The organism is Patescibacteria group bacterium, assembly GCA_041664365.1.
GTDB lineage: Bacteria > Patescibacteriota > Patescibacteriia > UM-FILTER-42-10 > UM-FILTER-42-10 > JAHJEX01.
Genome location: JBAYKW010000006.1, coordinates 1 through 17,299 on the forward strand (window position 1 = coordinate 1; position 17,299 = coordinate 17,299).

At 44.9% G+C, this 17,299-nt stretch carries 14 protein-coding genes; 8 read left to right on the forward strand and 6 right to left on the reverse strand.

Going from position 1 to position 17,299, the window contains the following annotated elements:
- Positions 1–100: 100 nt before the first annotated feature.
- From WCW66_04345 to recA, 5 genes are all read left to right on the forward strand, one after another.
- Positions 101–3,541, forward strand: a complete 3,441-nt coding sequence (locus WCW66_04345; protein ID MFA6391949.1) for a DNA-directed RNA polymerase subunit beta — start codon at positions 101–103, stop codon at positions 3,539–3,541.
- Positions 3,542–3,590: 49 nt separating this feature from the next.
- Positions 3,591–7,457 (forward strand): DNA-directed RNA polymerase subunit beta', encoded by a 3,867-nt coding sequence (gene rpoC, locus WCW66_04350; GenBank protein MFA6391950.1) that lies wholly within the window; start codon positions 3,591–3,593, stop codon positions 7,455–7,457.
- A 137-nt stretch (positions 7,458–7,594) separates the two neighbouring features.
- Positions 7,595–9,853, forward strand: coding sequence for a DNA translocase FtsK 4TM domain-containing protein (locus WCW66_04355; protein ID MFA6391951.1), 2,259 nt, complete (start codon positions 7,595–7,597; stop codon positions 9,851–9,853).
- A gap of 5 nt (positions 9,854–9,858) precedes the next feature.
- Positions 9,859–10,548: a helix-turn-helix domain-containing protein gene (locus WCW66_04360; GenBank protein MFA6391952.1), complete on the forward strand. Its 690-nt coding sequence runs from the start codon at positions 9,859–9,861 to the stop codon at positions 10,546–10,548.
- A 32-nt stretch (positions 10,549–10,580) separates the two neighbouring features.
- Entirely contained in the window at positions 10,581–11,600 is a 1,020-nt protein-coding gene (gene recA / locus WCW66_04365; GenBank protein MFA6391953.1) for a recombinase RecA, read from the forward strand.
- Between the two features lie 58 nt (positions 11,601–11,658).
- Here recA and efp read toward each other — a convergent pair whose 3' ends face one another.
- The 5 genes from efp to WCW66_04390 form a co-directional block, all read right to left on the reverse strand.
- Complete coding sequence (gene efp / locus WCW66_04370) at positions 11,659–12,219, reverse strand: elongation factor P (GenBank protein MFA6391954.1); 561 nt, start codon at positions 12,217–12,219, stop codon at positions 11,659–11,661.
- A 22-nt stretch (positions 12,220–12,241) separates the two neighbouring features.
- Complete coding sequence (rpsR, locus tag WCW66_04375; GenBank protein MFA6391955.1) at positions 12,242–12,481, reverse strand: 30S ribosomal protein S18; 240 nt, start codon at positions 12,479–12,481, stop codon at positions 12,242–12,244.
- 12 nt (positions 12,482–12,493) lie between these two features.
- On the reverse strand, positions 12,494–12,925 hold the full coding sequence (locus WCW66_04380) for a single-stranded DNA-binding protein (GenBank protein ID MFA6391956.1): 432 nt from the start codon (positions 12,923–12,925) through the stop codon (positions 12,494–12,496).
- A 21-nt stretch (positions 12,926–12,946) separates the two neighbouring features.
- Positions 12,947–13,552 carry a 30S ribosomal protein S6 gene (gene rpsF / locus WCW66_04385; protein MFA6391957.1) on the reverse strand — a complete coding sequence of 202 codons (606 nt, stop codon included), beginning with the start codon at positions 13,550–13,552 and terminating at the stop codon, positions 12,947–12,949.
- Between the two features lie 140 nt (positions 13,553–13,692).
- Entirely contained in the window at positions 13,693–13,998 is a 306-nt protein-coding gene (locus tag WCW66_04390) for a hypothetical protein (protein MFA6391958.1), read from the reverse strand.
- On the opposite strand from WCW66_04390, the gene WCW66_04395 reads away from it, so the two are divergent.
- From WCW66_04395 to WCW66_04405, 3 genes are all read left to right on the forward strand, one after another.
- Entirely contained in the window at positions 13,997–14,530 is a 534-nt protein-coding gene (locus WCW66_04395) for a hypothetical protein (GenBank protein MFA6391959.1), read from the forward strand. The genes WCW66_04390 and WCW66_04395 overlap by 2 nt on opposite strands.
- An 89-nt stretch (positions 14,531–14,619) precedes the next feature.
- On the forward strand, positions 14,620–15,114 hold the full coding sequence (locus tag WCW66_04400; protein MFA6391960.1) for a hypothetical protein: 495 nt from the start codon (positions 14,620–14,622) through the stop codon (positions 15,112–15,114).
- 302 nt (positions 15,115–15,416) lie between these two features.
- Positions 15,417–16,724 (forward strand): PQQ-dependent sugar dehydrogenase, encoded by a 1,308-nt coding sequence (locus WCW66_04405; protein ID MFA6391961.1) that lies wholly within the window; start codon positions 15,417–15,419, stop codon positions 16,722–16,724.
- Positions 16,725–17,064: 340 nt separating this feature from the next.
- On the opposite strand, the gene WCW66_04410 is transcribed toward WCW66_04405, so the two are convergent.
- A complete protein-coding gene (locus WCW66_04410) occupies positions 17,065–17,286 on the reverse strand; it encodes a hypothetical protein (GenBank protein MFA6391962.1) in 222 nt (73 codons plus the stop codon).
- Positions 17,287–17,299: the final 13 nt, after the last annotated feature.

Consider the following 17,299-nt stretch of genomic DNA (forward strand, 5'->3'; position numbering starts at 1 on the left):
AATAGCTGTTAGTATCTATTTATCAACAATCTAATAAAAACACGACTGGAATAGTCTTAACGATTCTTCCTCGCAAACAAATAATGAGGAAGTTGTTTTAATGGCCGACAACCAAAGATCCATAAGTCGCAAGTATTTTAAGAAATTTGACCAACCTGTACCACTGCAGGACCTAATCGACATCCAAACGATGTCGTATTCTTGGTTTATGAAAGAAGGGTTAAAGGAGCTTTTTGATGAAATCTCCCCGATTGAAGATTTTACCGGCCGGGAACTGGAACTTTATTTCACCGACCACTATCTGGACGAACCGCGTTTTGATGAAAAGACTGCCAACGCCAAGAATCTTACTTACGAAGCAGCATTAAGAGTAACAGCGCGCCTGGTTAACAAAAGAACCGGCGAGATTAAGGAACAGGAAGTATACTTAGGTGATTTTCCACTCATGACCGAGCGCGGGACTTTTATTGTCAATGGAATTGAAAGAGTAGTAGTCAGCCAGCTGATCCGTTCAGCCGGCGTTTTCTTTACATCAGAAATTGTTAAGGGCAGAAGACTTTATGGAGCGAAAATTATCCCGAACCGCGGTGCTTGGCTCGAGATTGAAACAGATTCTAATAATGTTATCCATGTAAAAATTGATCGGAAACGTAAAGTCCCGGTAACTGCATTGCTCCGTGCTTTCGGATATTCAAGTAATGAAGAGATTAAGGATATTTTTAAAGAAATCGATACAAACCCGGATATTCGGTACATCGACGCGACAATTGCGAAAGACATTTCCCGATCGGAAGCGGAAGGTTTGAAAGAAGTTTATAAAAGAATCAGGCCGGGAGATTTGGCGACGGTAGATAATGCCAGGTCACTGATCCATTCTATGTTTTTTAACTTTGACCGTTACGATTTCGGAAAAGTTGGACGCTACAAATTGAATCAACGTTTTGAATTTGATTTTCCGCTGACCAAAGAAAACCGTATTTTAAAAAGAGAAGATCTGATCGCAATCGTTAAAGAAATTGTCAGGTTGAATACATCGCAGGAAGAGGCGGATGATATTGATCATCTTGGTAACCGACGTGTCAGAGCAATCGGTGAATTAGTACAGAATAAATTCAGAGTCGGTCTGGCCAGAATGGAAAGAATCGTCAAAGATCGTATGAGCACCAAAGATGTTTTGACCCTGACCCCGAACCAGCTGATTAATGCGCGTCCGGTGATTGGCGCGGTCAAAGAGTTTTTTATGTCTTCACAGCTTTCACAGTTCATGGACCAGACCAATCCTCTGGCCGAACTGGAACACAAGAGAAGATTATCAGCGATGGGTCCAGGCGGACTGTCCAGAGAGCGAGCGGGATTTGATGTTCGTGACGTACATCGTACTCACTACGGCCGTATCTGCCCGATCTCCACACCAGAAGGACCAAATATCGGATTGGTCGGACATTTAACTACTTATGCAAGGGTAAATGAATTCGGATTTATTGAAACTCCATTCAGAAGAGTCCTGCATGATATTCCAAATAAAGTAAGTGTTACTGAAGGCAAAACAACCAGAGAAGATGTGGTAGATAAAAGCGGTAAGGTTGTAATGAAAAAAGGTGAAGTGATTGATGCCAAGAAAGCCAAGGATCTGGAAAAAACGGATGTTGAAATTGTACCAATTATTCCGGTTGTTACGAATGAAATAAATTATGTAGATGCTTTTGAAGGAGAGCGCCGGGTTACGGTTGCGGCAACTTGTCCGATTGATGAAAACGGCCATTTTATAAATGAAAGAGCGGAAGTAAGAAAACTCGGACAGCCGACAGTTGAATATGTCCACAATATTGACTATATGGATGTGGCGCCAAATCAGATTATCAGTGTTGCCACAGCTTTGATTCCATTCCTTGAGCATGATGACGCGGTTAGAGCACTGATGGGAACAAACATGCAACGTCAGGCAGTATCCTGTGTCCGACCGGAAGCTCCGCTTGTCGGAACCGGTGTTGAGTCGCAGGCTGCTAAGGATTCCGGTCAGGTAATAATTACCAAAAAAGCCGGCATGGTGGCTTCAGTTTCCGGTGCGGAAATTCAAATATTGGAAGACGACGGCAATCTGAAAATGTATGAACTGGGGAAATTTGTCAGATCAAACGCGTCCACCTGCATGAACCAGAAACCGATTGTTGAAAAAGGTCAGAAGGTAAAGGTGGGAGATGTGATTGCCGACGGAGCGTCAACCGACCGTGGCGAATTGGCTCTTGGTCAGAATATCCTGGTTGCTTATATGCCTTGGGAAGGTGGGAATTATGAAGATGCTATTTTAATATCAGAAAGACTGGTCAGAAATGACCGTTATACTTCGATTCACATTGAAGACTATACAATCGATGTCCGGGATACAAAACTCGGAGCAGAAGTTATCACCAGGGATATTCCAAACGTTTCGGAAGAGAAATTAAAAGACCTGGACGAAGAAGGAATTATTCGAGTTGGGGCTAACCTATCATCCGGTGATATATTGGTCGGAAAAATTACACCAAAAGGTGAAACGGAATTATCAGCTGAAGAAAAGTTACTGAGAGCAATCTTCGGTGAAAAAGCCAAGGATGTTAAGGACAGCTCGCTCTATTTGGAACATGGTGAACACGGAAAAGTTGTTGGAATTAAAATATTTTCCAGAGACAAAGGTGACAAACTGCCGTCCGGTGTGATTAAGAGCATTCAAGTTTCGGTCGCTCAGCTGAGAAAAGTGCAGGTGGGAGATAAGATGGCCGGTCGTCATGGAAACAAAGGCGTTATTTCCAGAATTGTGGCAGTGGAAGACATGCCGTTCCTGGAAGACGGAACTCCGGTAGATATTATGTTGAATCCGCTCGGCGTAGCATCCCGTATGAACCTGGGACAGATTTTAGAAACTCATTTAGGACTGGCTGCAAAGACACTTGGTTATTATGTTGCTACTCCGGCTCTGGATGGAATTGATGAAGAAGATATCCGCAAAGAATTAGAAAAAGCAGGGTTCCCAAGAGAAGGAAAAATGGTTTTATACGACGGTAGAACCGGCAAACGTTTTGATAAAGAAGTAACCGTCGGTTATACCTACATGTTAAAACTGAATCATTTGGTTGAAGATAAAATCCACCAACGTTCAATCGGACCGTACTCACTCGTTACTCAGCAGCCACTAGGCGGTAAAGCGCAATTCGGCGGACAGCGTTTCGGAGAAATGGAAGTATGGGCACTCGAAGCATACGGCGCTGCTAATATGCTCCAGGAAATGTTGACGATTAAGTCTGACGACGTGCCAGGACGTTCCAAAGCTTATGAAGCGGTAATTAAGGGTGAACCGATTAGAAACCTGAATGTCCCTGAATCCTTCAATGTCTTGGTCAGGGAACTGAAAGGGCTTTGCTTGGATGTCGATTTGATTACACTGGATGATCCGAAAGGTGAAAAGGGTTCTGCGAAGGAAGAATTAGTAAAAGATGAAAGTGGAGAGCCGGAGGAAGAAAAGAAAGAAGAGGATAATAAAGAAAAAGAAGAAGAAAAGGAATAAAACGGGTAATTAGTAATTAGTAATTGGTAGTCCGTCCAACTATAAAAATATGATTCAAGAGAAAGAAACAAAACTAGAGTTTAACGCCATTCGTTTGAAGCTTGCTTCCCCGGATGAGTTGCATGATTGGTCACACGGTGAAGTGCTCAAACCGGAGACCATTAATTATCGCACTCAAAAACCGGAAAAAGATGGTTTGTTTTGTGAAAAGATTTTTGGTCCTTCCAAAGACTGGGAATGTTACTGCGGAAAATATAAAAGGATCAGATATAAAGGTATAGTCTGCGACAAGTGCGGAGTGGAAGTCACACGCTCAATAGTGCGTAGAGAACGCATGGGTCATATTGATTTGGCGGTTTCCGTTTCACATATTTGGTTTTTAAGAGGAGTCCCGTCCAAGATTGGTTTGGTACTGGATCTTTCAGTACAGAATTTAGAGAAGGTAATTTATTTTGCCAGTTTTATTATTACAAAAGTTAATGACGATCTGCGGCAGGAAACAATTTTGCAGATAGATTCTGAATACAAGAGCAAGAAGAAAATAATCGAGGCGGATTTTAACCGCAGAGCAAATGAATCCAAACAGCTGGAGGCAAAGTTAATTGCTGAAAATAAAGATACCAAAGCGCAGGCTAAGCTGATCAAGGAAGTTGAGCAGGAGCTGATTAACAACGCGGTTAATCGTGACGAAAAAATCAGAGACCTGCAGGAAGCGGTTGACCTTGCCCGTAAAGAACTGAAAGAACTGAAACCATTGCAGATTATTTCTGAAAATAAGTATCAGGATCTTTCCCTGAAATACGGACATGTTTTTGAGGCAGGTATTGGTGCAGAAACCATCAGAAGACTGCTGGAAGATATAGATCTGGATAAATTAATTGTTGCACTAGAAATTGAAACAGAAGAAAGCAGTAAAAATCAGAGAAGGCGCGTGGTCAGAAGGACGAAGCTGATCAAGAACATGAAGAAAAATAATATCCGTCCGGAATGGATGATTTTGACGACAATCCCGGTGATTCCTCCGGACCTCCGGCCGATGGTGCAATTAGACGGCGGAAGATTTGCCGCATCCGATCTCAATGATCTATACAGAAGGGTGATTAACAGAAATAATCGTTTGAAGAGACTATTAGATTTGAATGCCCCGGAAGTTATTACCAGAAATGAAAAAAGAATGCTCCAGGAAGCGGTGGATGCTTTGATTGATAATAATGCCCGTCACGGAAAGACCGTTACCGCATCAACCGGACAGAGACGCCAGCTGAAATCTTTAGCGGATATGTTAAAAGGTAAACAAGGACGATTCCGACAGAACCTTTTAGGTAAGCGTGTCGATTATTCCGGTCGTTCAGTAATCGTAGTCGGTCCTCATTTGAAACTGTATCAGTGTGGTATTCCGAAAAAGATGGCTTTGGAACTTTTCAAACCCTTTGTCATCAGCCAACTGATTAAAAGAGAATACGTTCATAATGTCAGAAGTGCCAATAGGTATATTGAATCCGGACGCGACGAAGTTTGGGATATTCTGGAAGAAGTTACAAAAAATAACCACGTTTTATTAAATCGCGCGCCGACATTGCACAGACTCGGTATCCAGGCTTTCCAGCCGGTATTGATCGAAGGCAATGCTATTCAGTTACATCCACTCGTCTGTCCTCCATTTAACGCGGACTTTGACGGAGACCAGATGGCTGTGCATGTGCCTTTAACCCAAAAAGCAAAAGCGGAAGCAAAGGATAAAATGCTTGCGACTCACAATATTTTGAAGCCGGCAACCGGTGAACCGGTGATTACCCCTTCACAGGATATTGTTTTGGGCTGTTATTATATGACTACCATGCTGGATGAAGACAAGCCGGCCAAGAAATTTTTCTCCGCTGAATTTGAAGCGATACTTGCTTTTGAATCTGATTCGATAGAAATGCAAACCAAGATCGGATTATTGAAAGACGGCAAACGAATTGATACAACTGTCGGCCGGATTATTTTCAATCAAATTTTCTCCGATGACGTGCCTTATCAGAATAAGGTCATGGACAAGCGGAATATTAAAGAAATTATTCAGAAAGCCTTGAACAAAGACGGTTCGGAAGTTACATCCGTATTGCTTGATGATATCAAGGAAATGAGTCTGAAGTATCTGACCCTCTCCGGTTTAAGCTGGGGCATGGGTGATACACCGATTCCGGCCGGAAAAAAAGAGGCTATCGAAGCAGCAGAAAAGAAAATTGATGAAATTCACGGTCAATATGAAATGGGCCTTCTGACCAAAGAGGAACGCTATGCCAAATCGATTGATGTATGGGCCAGCACCAAGAATGAAGTTCAGGAAATAAGTAAAAATGCTTTAGACCCGCTCGGTTCTGTTTTCGCCATGATTGATTCCGGTGCTCGTGGATCTTGGGGACAGATTACCCAGATGATGGGTATGAAAGGATTAGTTACAAACCCAGCCGGTGAAACTATCGAACTGCCGGTCAAAGGAAGCTTTAAGGAAGGTTTCGATGTACTGGAATATTTTATTTCAACTCATGGTACCAGAAAAGGACTTTCCGATACAGCACTCAGAACGGCTAATGCCGGGTATCTGACCAGACGTCTGGTGGATGTCGCTCAGGATGTTGTTGTCCGTGATGAAGACTGTGGAGATACCGATGGTTATGTTATGACCAAAGAACAAAGTGAAGAAATAGGTGAAGATCTGGCCAAACGTGTTTTGGGCCGGGTCAGTTTGGATGATATTATGTCCGGTAAAAAAGTTATCGTGAAAAAAGGCGATCTGGTTACAGAAAAAGAATACGAAAAACTCAAAGAGATTGATCTCCAAGAAGCCAGAGTACGTTCCATAATAAATTGTAAGAGTGTCCGTGGAGTCTGCAGAAAATGTTACGGATATGATTTGGGTTATAATAAACTGGTAGAATTGGGCGAAGCAGTCGGAATCATCGCTGCACAGAGTATTGGTGAACCGGGAACTCAGCTGACCATGAGAACCTTCCATACGGGAGGCGTTGCCGGTCAGGATATTACCCAAGGTTTGCCAAGAGTTGAAGAACTGTTTGAAGCACGGCCGGTTAAAAAAGCGGCGATCATCAGTGAGATTGACGGACAGGTCAGTGTCAGCGAACAGGATAAGCAGAAGGTAATTAAAGTTATTGCAGAGAAACCGGTAACAGAAGGTTATGATATTGAAAAATTATTCAAAAAAGTAGGATTCACAATCAAAGTAAAAAATGGCGAATCTGTTGATAAGGGCGATGTGATAGCGGAAAATGATAAGGGTAAGGTTATCAAAGCAAAAGCCCAGGGAAAGATTAGTATTGAAAAATCAATTGTAAAAATATCCGGTACGGAAGAAAATGTCCATGAATATGTAATCCCGGTCGGTTTCTCGCTCTGGGTTAAAGATGGAGATCTGGTTACCGCCGGTCAGCAATTGACGGAAGGAAGTTTGAATATTCAGGATCTGTATCGACTAAAAGGCAAAGATGCTGTCCAAAGATATATCATCAAGGAGATTCAATATATTTATTCTTCCCAAGGTCAGAAACTTAATGATAAACATATTGAAATAGTGGTGCGCCAGATGTTCTCCAGATATTATGTAAAAAATGCTGGTGATACAGATTTACTGTCAGGTGATATTATTTCAGAGGATCAGTTAATTGAAGCTAATCTCGCGATCAAGAAGGGTGAAAAGAAGGCGTCCGGAGAAAACCTGCTCCTCGGTATTACTAAGGCATCACTATCCACCGACAGTTTCCTTGCAGCAGCTTCGTTCCAGGAGACAGCCCGCGTGCTGATTGATGCTTCAATTTCCGGGAAGGTTGACAAATTAAGAGGTTTGAAAGAAAATGTAATTATCGGAAAACTGATACCGGTCGGGACTGGATTTAAACCGAGAGAAAAAGCATAGACCTGTAGCTTTCCAAATAAATATATAAAAACGGGCGTCCTCTTTAAAGGCGCCTGTTTTGGTCTCTAAATCATAAATAATTACTTTGACTTTTACTCATTTTTCATGTTAAAATGAACATTCAATCAGTATAAAAGATGGCAAATACTCAACCCAAAAAGCGAATAAAAAAGGAAGTCCCCGAAGCGGAGAGGCAACCCATTTTAAACCCCGGAACACGTCGGGGGATTACTATTGTCGCACTTTTTGTCGTGGCGGCGATCAGTATTTTGAGTTTTTTTGATCTGGCCGGGAGTGTTGGGGTCTATCTGGATCAGTTATTGAAAATCGTTTTCGGATGGGGTTCATTTGTCTTCCCGATCATCCTCATTATATTCGGTTACCTTTTAATTTTTCCGGACAGATACAAGTTGAAGACTTCAAATTATCTGGGTGTCTTTTTACTGTTACTTTCCTTTTCAGGTATTCTTCACCTTTTTGTCGGATTAGATACCGCAGTGGAAGCAATCGAAGAAGGACGGGGCGGTGGTTACCTGGGTCTGATGATCAGCTTACCGCTTCTGAAGATTATGGGAATTTGGGCGACCTCTATTGTTTTGATCGCGCTATTCTGTATCGCGATTTTGGTAGTATTCGCGACTTCTCTAAACAGGCTGATTGAAGGCGGCAGTGCCGTCGGGTCGGTGATTATCCGGATCCGGGATTTATTCAGCAGAACCAAATATCGCATAATATCCAAGAAGCAGGAGAAGGAGGACGTCCAGGATGAGGAAGAGCGTTCCTTCAGTAGAAAAACGATTGCTCAAGATGCGGTACATAATGAAGTGAAAGAGGATGGGGTTATTACAGAAATTAATGAAGATGTGGAAACCGGTGATCAGATGAAGATTTTTAATAAAAGCAAAAACAGAGTGAAGATCGATATTCCGATTGACCTTTTGGAGGGAAATTCAGCCAAACCAACGAGCGGTGATATCAATTTGAATAAAGAAAAGATTAAAAAAACTCTGCAGAATTTCGGTATTGAAGTTGAGATGGGTGAGACGAATGTCGGCCCGACCGTAACGCAATACACACTCAAACCGTCCGAGGGTGTAAGGATCTCACAGATTGATACTTTGCAGAATGACATCGCGCTGGCCCTGGCCGCCCATCCGATCAGAGTGGAAGCGCCGATCCCGGGCAAATCGCTTGTTGGAATTGAAGTGCCGAACCAAAAAGTGGCGGTGGTCAAACTGAAGGAGATTATTCAGAGTGATGGGTTTAAAAAGAGAGAATCCGATCTTAGTATTTCTTTAGGCAAGGATGTGTCGGGCAATCCGTGGGTGGCAGATTTGGATACCATGCCCCATCTTTTGGTTGCCGGTGCCACCGGATCCGGAAAGAGTGTTTGCATCAATTCGATAATCATCAGTCTTTTATATGAGAATTCACCGGACAACCTGAAACTTATATTAGTGGATCCAAAAAGGGTGGAATTAACAATTTATAACGGCATACCGCATTTACTGACCCCGGTGATTACGAAGGCGGATAAGACAGTCAATGCCCTAAACTGGGCGGTGGCGGAAATGGATCGAAGATTTGAATTATTGGCACAATCGGGTCAAAGGAATATCAAAGGATTCAACGCGGGGGTCAAAGTGGGCTTGCCGTACATCGTAATCGTTATCGATGAATTGGCGGATCTGATGAGTGTCGCTCCGGTGGAAGTGGAGAGCAGAATTATCAGACTGGCGCAAATGGCCAGGGCGGTCGGCATTCATTTGATCGTCGCAACCCAGAGACCGTCCGTGGATGTCATCACCGGTTTGATCAAAGCGAATATCACCTCCCGTATCGCCTTTACGGTTGCATCGGGTACAGACTCCAGAACAATATTGGATTTTGCCGGTGCGGAGAAACTGCTGGGCAGTGGAGATATGCTTTATGTTTCACAGCAACTTTCCAAACCGAAGCGTTTGCAGGGGGCATTTGTTACGGAAAGAGAAATTAGAAACATTGTGGACTTCCTGAAAGAAAAAGGTGAGCCGGAATATAATGATGAAGTAACGGTCCGGCACGGTGCCAATGTTGGTGAAAAAGGTGAAACATTTTCTGATGAAGAAGATGAATTAATCGATGATGCGCAGGAAATAATCATGGAATCACAAAAAGCCTCCGCCTCTTTCCTGCAGAGAAGGATGAGGATCGGCTACGCGCGCGCCGCACGCATTTTGGATATTTTGGAACAGAAAGGGATTATCGGCCCGGCGGATGGAGCCAAACCCCGTGATGTTTATGTAAAGGATAAAGAGGATGTAGATATTGTCACTGACCAGTACGACGAGGTGGAAGGTGTTGTCGAAGACGAGGCAGTTGGTAAGGATGAGACTGACGAGGAAAATAAACTTTAAAAAAAATGGGAAGTTTCAAAGGCAAAGAAATACGCGAAACTCGCACGCTGGGTGATAAACTTCGTGAAGCACGGGAAGAAGACAAAATCTCCTTAGCGGATGCCGGAAATGCAATACAGATACGCAAAGAATATCTGCAGTATTTAGAGGAAGGGGAATACAGTAAACTGCCGGGGGAAGTTTATATCAGAAATTTTCTGATCAAGTATGCTACTTTTCTACATTTGAATCCCAACAGGGTGATCGAAATATTTGAAGCGGAAAAAAAGATCTTTAAGAATATTACTCCCCTGGAAAAACATCCGACCAACGGCAGAAATGTGGTAAGAAATCATCCGATTATCAATCCGAAATTTTTCCGGAACGGAATGGTAATTCTGATCATTATCTCCCTATTAATCTATTTTGGCATAGAGGTAAGCCAGATTATGTCACCGCCCTCACTGGAAATATATTCTCCCAAGGAAGATAATGTGACAACAAATGAATTTTCCTACGAAATATCCGGCCAAACGGAAAAAGAAACAACAGTTATGATCAACGGTGAAGAAATACTGGGTGATCCAAACGGATATTTCGAAGCGGTTGTCGCACTGAAGGAGGGGATAAATATTCTGGAAATAACCGCCGTCCGCAAAAGCAGTAAGGCGAACACAATTTACAAAAGAATCAGAGTGGAGCCGGGAGAAATTTAAATAATATATATCTTATTTTTAATTAATATACAATGACAAAAAATCCAATAGCAAGATCCGACGAAAAAGATAAAGCCGCGCAGGTGGCGATCGACCAGATCAAAGACCGGTTCGGCGCCGGAGCGATTATGAAATTGGGCGATACGCAAAAAGTAAAAGTTGATTCCATATCAACCGGCTGTGTTTCCCTGGATATCGCGCTCGGCGTGGGCGGGGTTCCGCGCGGAAGAATTATTGAAATCTACGGTCCGGAATCATCCGGTAAAACAACCCTGGCCCAGCACATTGTCGCTGAAGTGCAGAAGGTCGGAGGAACAGCTGCTTTTATTGACGCGGAACACGCGCTGGATCCGGGCTATGCCAAAAAGATCGGAGTGGATACGGAAGAACTGCTGATTTCACAGCCGGATAACGGTGAACAGGCCTTGGAGATATTGGAAACTTTGGTCCGTTCCAACGCGGTGGACGTAGTAGTGGTGGACTCGGTCGCGGCACTGACACCGAAGGCGGAAATTGAAGGTGATATGGGCGATTCACACATGGGACTGCAGGCCAGACTGATGAGCCAGGCTCTCCGAAAACTGGCCGGCATCATCAGTAAGAGCAATACGGTCGTAATCTTTATCAACCAGATCCGTATGAAGATCGGTGTATTCTTCGGCAACCCGGAGACGACCACCGGTGGTAATGCGCTAAAATTTTATTCCTCCGTCCGGATCGAAGTACGCCGTTCGGCGCAGATTAAAAAAGGCGAACAGATTATCGGTAACCGCGTAAAAGCAAAAGTAGTAAAGAATAAAGTAGCCGCCCCTTTCCGAACGACTGAATTTGATATTATGTACAATGAAGGGATCTCAATGGCGGGTGATCTGATCGATACTGCCATCCAATACGGAGTCATGAATAAAAACGGCAACTCTTACAGTTACGGAGAAGCAAAACTGGGAGTAGGCAGAGAAACAGCCAGGGTAGCCTTGAGAGATGACAAGAAGCTGATGAAAGAAATCAAGGAAAAAGTTCTGCTCGCGGTTAAGAATACAGAAGAAAAATAGAAAATCTTTATAATCAAAAACCCCCACACTTATCTTAAGTGTGGGGGTTTTAGTTTTATTATACTTGATTGACTCTTTCTACGTATAAACCCGATTCTGTATTCACCCGGATTGTATCACCTTCTTTGATAAACAGCGGGGCCTGCACCGTATAGCCGGTTTCGACAACCACCGGTTTATAAACACTGCCCTGCGCGGTATCGCCTTTCACTCCCGGCGCGGCTTCAGTTACTTTAAGATCTACTTTGGTTGGGATATTGATTGATACCGGTTTACCGTCGAAATTCAAGACTTCAATATCGGACTCTTCTTTGACAAAGTTGGAAATTTCCCCGATCTGCGCTTTCGGCAGGACAAACTGTTCAAACGAATCATTATCCATGAAATAAAAGTCATCTCCTTCACGGTACAGGAAATTTGCTTTGGTACGGGTGAGATCCGCTTCTTGGATTTTGTCTCCGCCCCGATAAGATATTTCTAAGATACCGCCGGAAATGACGTTGCGCATTTTTGTGCGCAGTACCGCTCCGCCGCGGCCCATTTTCAAGTGGTCGGTGGAGATAATAACGAAAGGTTCGCCATTTTCCACGACTACGGTTCCTAATTTGACTTCATTCATTCCTAGCATATTTTTCTCTAGATTATCTGGTTGTATAAGGAATCAGTGCCATAAACCGGGCGCGTTTTACCGCCTGGGCCAATTTGCGCTGATGTTTGGAGCAGGTTCCGGTTTTCTTTCTTGGCAGGATTTTGGCATAGGAGGAAAGAAATCTCTGGAATGCTTTGGTGTCTTTGTAGTCAATTTCCGCAATGCCGTTGGCACAGAAATGACAGACTCTGATTTTTGGTAAACTATTGGTTGTTGTTGTTCGTGGTCTCATATTTATAGGGGGTTAAAAAGGAATATCTTCAACATTGATCTCTTCTTCATCTGACGGAGCCTGTGGCTGTGGTACTGCTTCCGGTCGGGATGCTGCGCTGCCTTCTGATTTTTCGCCCGGCCTGCCCAGCATGATCATGTTTTCGCCGACTATTTCTGTGCGATAACGTTTCTTTCCGTCATCACCGTCCCAGGAACGGGTCTGCAATCGGCCTTCGATGTAAACCTGACCGCCCTTTTTCAGATACTGGCCGGCTATTTCCGCCAGCTTGCCCCAGGTGACAATGTTGTGGAACTCGGATTTTTCCTGCTTCTGTCCGCTTTTGTCCGTCCAGTTGAAACTGGTGGCCAGGGAAAATGTGGTGACGGTTTGTCCGGAAGGAATCGTCTTGGTTTCCGGATCGCGGGTCAGTCGCCCGATGATTGTTGCTTTGTTTAAGTCCATAGTATTTTTGGTAAAGGTTAATTATGTTCCTAAAATATCGTCATCGAGAATATGATCCAGTTTCTCGTCCAGTTCCTCGAGCGATACTTTCTTCTGTTCCTTCTTAACCTGTCTTTCTACTTTTTCCTCTTCCACTGGTTTCGGATCCGCAAACGGTATTCGGTTAATTACCGGCTCTTCAGCTTCGAATAATGGTTTGACTTCTACCGGCTTCTCGATTCTTCTTTCCTTGGCTTCTTTCGCCCGTTTCTCCGCTCTGGCGATCGCCAGTACGTCCCGGACGGTTATGATGTATCTGGTTACTTCGTCCATGATTGCCAGTTCTTTCTCCATTGTGCGCAGATTAGCACCCGGCAAATCAAAATCTACCTGCACGTAATAACCATAGCGCTGGTTTTTGATCGGGTAGGCTAGTTTTTTCTTGCCTAGGTTGTTGTCGCGGACGACGGTGCCCTCGTTCTTCTTGATCAGTTCGAACACTTTGTCGCGAACAAAAGGAATCTCTTCCTCAGAAATTTTGGAAGAGATAATTACTAAAAGCTCGTAATTTTGCATATTTTGACCTCTTTCTTGCCTGTCCATCTTGAAATGGTCGTTATCTTCCAAGACATGGGATTGAGCAGGCATTAATTTATAAGTTGTAAAGTTCCCCGCAATCTTACCAAAGGCGGGGGAAGGTGTCAACCCCGTTAGAAATATCGATTTCTAACGGGGTCAAGGGTTATATCCCGCAGGCGCGAATTCGAATTCGCGCCTGCGGATAGGGTTCAGTTCTGCAGAAAACCCGATTGCTGTAACCCCAAACTGGTCGCATGTCGGAGCGCGATAATTGGACTGACCTGTCCGCCGTATCCGCCGGCCGGCGGAGAATGCGGGTCAGTCACCACACCCCCTGCGCCATTGACATAAATGGCAATCTGTATTAAAAGGTAGTCAACTGCCAAGCAGGAGTGCGAATAACGTGCTTCAAGGCAAAGCAGTGGCCGGCGAATAATGTCGGTCGGCTCTTTCACGAACGGATGCTCCAGGGCGAATATCGTTCCGGCATCTGACAAACAGTGGAGGTAACTCATGTTTCTCTGGCATCTCATCTGTATGAGCTACGGTTGGAGACGCCGCAAGTGGCAGAGGATCTTCTTCCTCGCTCTGCTCACGCCGCTCATCATCAACGGCATCTTCGGAAACATCTACGACTACTCGAAGTCGTGGAGCTACGCTGTTCTCTTCGGAGAGCTGGTGCTCTTCCTGTCCATTGACCGCGTAGTCAAGCGCCAGTTTCGTCGGGCGCTCAAGCGGAGGCTGAGGCCCGTCTGGGATTTTTTTGAGGGTAGTGCGCTTTCCGAAGAGAAGATCATACAGAGAACTGTTGATGTGTTTCTGGAAGCGATGGCTTGGCGACTCAAGCAACTGACCGAAGATCAGCGGTTGATCGCAACACGGGAGAAGAGTTTTCCCGGTCTCTGGACAGCCAAGCTGATGATCATCAACAATCTGGTTGCCGTCGCGTTGAAGGATTTCTGGCGGGTCCACTGGCTCGCTCGCGCCCTCGGTTTCAAGGTGAAGCTTCGCTGGTGGGGCTACCTCCCGAGCGATAACGCCGAATAGGCATTACATACGGGCTCGCTGAACCACAGAGGAGACAAATCATGTTCATTTGGCGTCTCATCTGCCTGAGTCGGAGGCGTAGCGGGAGAATGAAGTTCTTCTTTCTCTTTCTGCTCGCGTTCCTCCTGATCAACATGGTCCTCTTCCGCATCTTCAGCATCTTCGACTTCGTGTTGTGGAGGGCTCTCACGATGTTCGGGGAGTTGGTGCTCTACATCATCATCGATCGCGTCGTACTCTTCCTTCACTTCCGCGCGCTGTGGAAGAAGCTGACACCGCTCCGCGTTCTGTACAACAGCGACCTGGAGTCCAGGGAGGAGGTGATGGCCATCTTGGAAAGCTGCACCTTCCGGTACTTGACCGCGATGGCCTGGCGGATCGAGTGTCTGACCGAAGATCAGCGGATTTTCTCGGAGAAGACGAAGTACTTCCCCGATTCCTGCGCAGGACAGGCGATGGTCACCAACGACCTAGTCGCTCATGCGCTGAAGGACTTCTGGCGGGTCCACTGGCTTGCTCGCAGTCTCGGCGTGGATGTGTACAACAGCTGGAAGTACTACGTTATGCCGGATGACGTCGAGTAGGTATCGCACGAAGCTCGGGCTCGAATCGTACACACGATTTGACCCGGGCATTTTTTATTTTACCTAAAACAAAAGCAACCGGTTATTATTCAAACCGGTTGTTCGTCGGAGCGCGATTTCTAAACACTTATGGATTCCCGCTTTCGCGGGAATGACAGGGGGATACTAATTGTCATCCTCGGACTTGATCCGGGGATCCATTATTTTTTTGAATAAGTACAATAACAATTGATATGGTTGGTCAATCCGCGCAAATATGCTACATTAAAAACCAGACCCTTTAATCATTAACGAAAAAATTAATGACAAAAAGTGCCAAGGTTAGTATTTTCATAATTATCATTGTGCTAATTTTAGCCGGAATTCTCTGGTGGCTAAATACCAACACCTCATTTTTATCGCTCGGCAATAACGAACAGGAAATTATTAATAACAATTTCAATAACCAACCGGTAAATACAAGTAATACAAACACAGCCGAAAACACCAACACCGAACCACAAGCCCCCGCGCCGGATCTGACTGAGCTTATCGAACAGGATCTGCAAATCCCCGCCCAGTACCAAACCGGAACATTTGCTACGGCGCGCAAGTTAAACTTACCCGCCGGGTTTACTATCAGTCTGTATGCCGCGGGGCTTACCGCACCGCGCTTTTTTGACTTTGACGAAGAGAACAATTTAATCGTCGCGGACAAAGGCGCGGGTAAAATATTTCTGCTGAAAGATACAAATCAAGACGGCACCGCGGATGAAAATATAGTGATTGACTCAGACCTCAAGACAATGCACAGCGTGGACTTTTACAAAGGGGATTTGTTCGCCGGAGAAGAGCATCAAATAATAGTCTACCGCGACTTACAGCCGGACGGCACTTACAGCGCCAAAGATGTATTAGTAGCAGACCTGCCGTCAGATGGCGGTCACTCCACCCGAACGGTGCTGGTCGGTCCGGATGAGAAGCTGTATGTATCAGTCGGATCAAGTTGTAATATCTGCGAGGAAAAGGACGAACGCCGTGCCGCCGTCATGCAGTATGACCTGGACGGATCAAACGGCCGGGTGTTTGCCAAGGGCTTACGGAACGCGGTTGGCATAGCTTTTTACAAAGGGGATTTATGGTCGGTGACCAATGGAAGGGACCGCTTGGGTGACGACATCCCACAGGAGGAAGTGGATATTCTGGAAAAAGGCAATCATTACGGCTGGCCGTACTGCTATGGCAAAGGTGTGGTAGATCCCAGCTTCCCCGCACGCGCCGAGTTCTGCGCCAACGATACTACCGATCCGGTTTATCTCATGCAGGCCCATTCCGCTCCGCTGGGAGTTACCTTCAATGCTGAGAACAGCGTTTTCCCCGTACAACTTCAGGAAAACATGTTTGTTGGCTTTCACGGTTCCTGGAACCGCAGTGTTCCCACCGGATACAAAGTCGTGCGCATCAACACGGGCGACGCCAAAGCCGAGCCGGTTAACTTTATTACCGGGTGGCTTGATGAAAACGGGGATGTCTGGGGCAGGCCGGTGGGAGTCGGTTTTGACCAAAACGGCGTTTTCTATATTTCGGACGATGAAGCCGGCGCAATCTACCGCGTAACCTATACCGAATAGTTTCGGAATATAAAGCTTTAGCTTTATAAAAAAAGGTAAGGCTAAAGCCTTACATTCCATGTTGTTTTATTTTTTAGGGTAAGTTACCACCACACCCAAATTGGGTGTGGGGGCTTTCCAAAAAACCCAGATTTAATAATCCCAAACCGGTCGCATGTCGGAGCGCGCGGGCTGGTTTTAATTTGGATTCCCGGGCCAAGCCCGGCCAATTTGAATAAATCTAAGCCATACATATTTAATGCAAAAATTGGACGGGCAAGCCCGAGAATAACAGACTTACTCCCTCCTTGTCATTCCCGCGCAGGCGGGAATCCACCATTACTATAGCCCGACTATTGTTTTAGCGGGAATCCACTTTTTTCTTGCCCTTGCTCTTTCTCTTATCAAAATTCCAGACAGAAGCAAACATTCCAATAACGATTAATATAAAGCCAACTGTGAGTAACCAGGGCGATTCATCCAAATTCCCATATCCTGTCATTCTTGATCCGAGGGACATAAAGGCAACAAGACATCCTATTCCTAGAAAGAAGATGATAATTGAAATTGTGAATTTGTTCATGATGCTTAATAAT

Coding starts and splice junctions, on each gene's coding strand:
- WCW66_04345 (MFA6391949.1), top strand. CDS start 101: ATGGCCGACAACCAAAGATCCATAAGTCGCAAGTATTTTAAGAAATTT.
- rpoC (MFA6391950.1), top strand. CDS start 3,591: ATGATTCAAGAGAAAGAAACAAAACTAGAGTTTAACGCCATTCGTTTG.
- WCW66_04355 (MFA6391951.1), top strand. CDS start 7,595: ATGGCAAATACTCAACCCAAAAAGCGAATAAAAAAGGAAGTCCCCGAA.
- WCW66_04360 (MFA6391952.1), top strand. CDS start 9,859: ATGGGAAGTTTCAAAGGCAAAGAAATACGCGAAACTCGCACGCTGGGT.
- recA (MFA6391953.1), top strand. CDS start 10,581: ATGACAAAAAATCCAATAGCAAGATCCGACGAAAAAGATAAAGCCGCG.
- efp (MFA6391954.1), bottom strand. CDS start 12,219: ATGAATGAAGTCAAATTAGGAACCGTAGTCGTGGAAAATGGCGAACCT.
- rpsR (MFA6391955.1), bottom strand. CDS start 12,481: ATGAGACCACGAACAACAACAACCAATAGTTTACCAAAAATCAGAGTC.
- WCW66_04380 (MFA6391956.1), bottom strand. CDS start 12,925: ATGGACTTAAACAAAGCAACAATCATCGGGCGACTGACCCGCGATCCG.
- rpsF (MFA6391957.1), bottom strand. CDS start 13,552: ATGCCTGCTCAATCCCATGTCTTGGAAGATAACGACCATTTCAAGATG.
- WCW66_04395 (MFA6391959.1), top strand. CDS start 13,997: ATGTTTCTCTGGCATCTCATCTGTATGAGCTACGGTTGGAGACGCCGC.
- WCW66_04390 (MFA6391958.1), bottom strand. CDS start 13,998: ATGAGTTACCTCCACTGTTTGTCAGATGCCGGAACGATATTCGCCCTG.
- WCW66_04400 (MFA6391960.1), top strand. CDS start 14,620: ATGAAGTTCTTCTTTCTCTTTCTGCTCGCGTTCCTCCTGATCAACATG.
- WCW66_04405 (MFA6391961.1), top strand. CDS start 15,417: ATGACAAAAAGTGCCAAGGTTAGTATTTTCATAATTATCATTGTGCTA.
- WCW66_04410 (MFA6391962.1), bottom strand. CDS start 17,286: ATGAACAAATTCACAATTTCAATTATCATCTTCTTTCTAGGAATAGGA.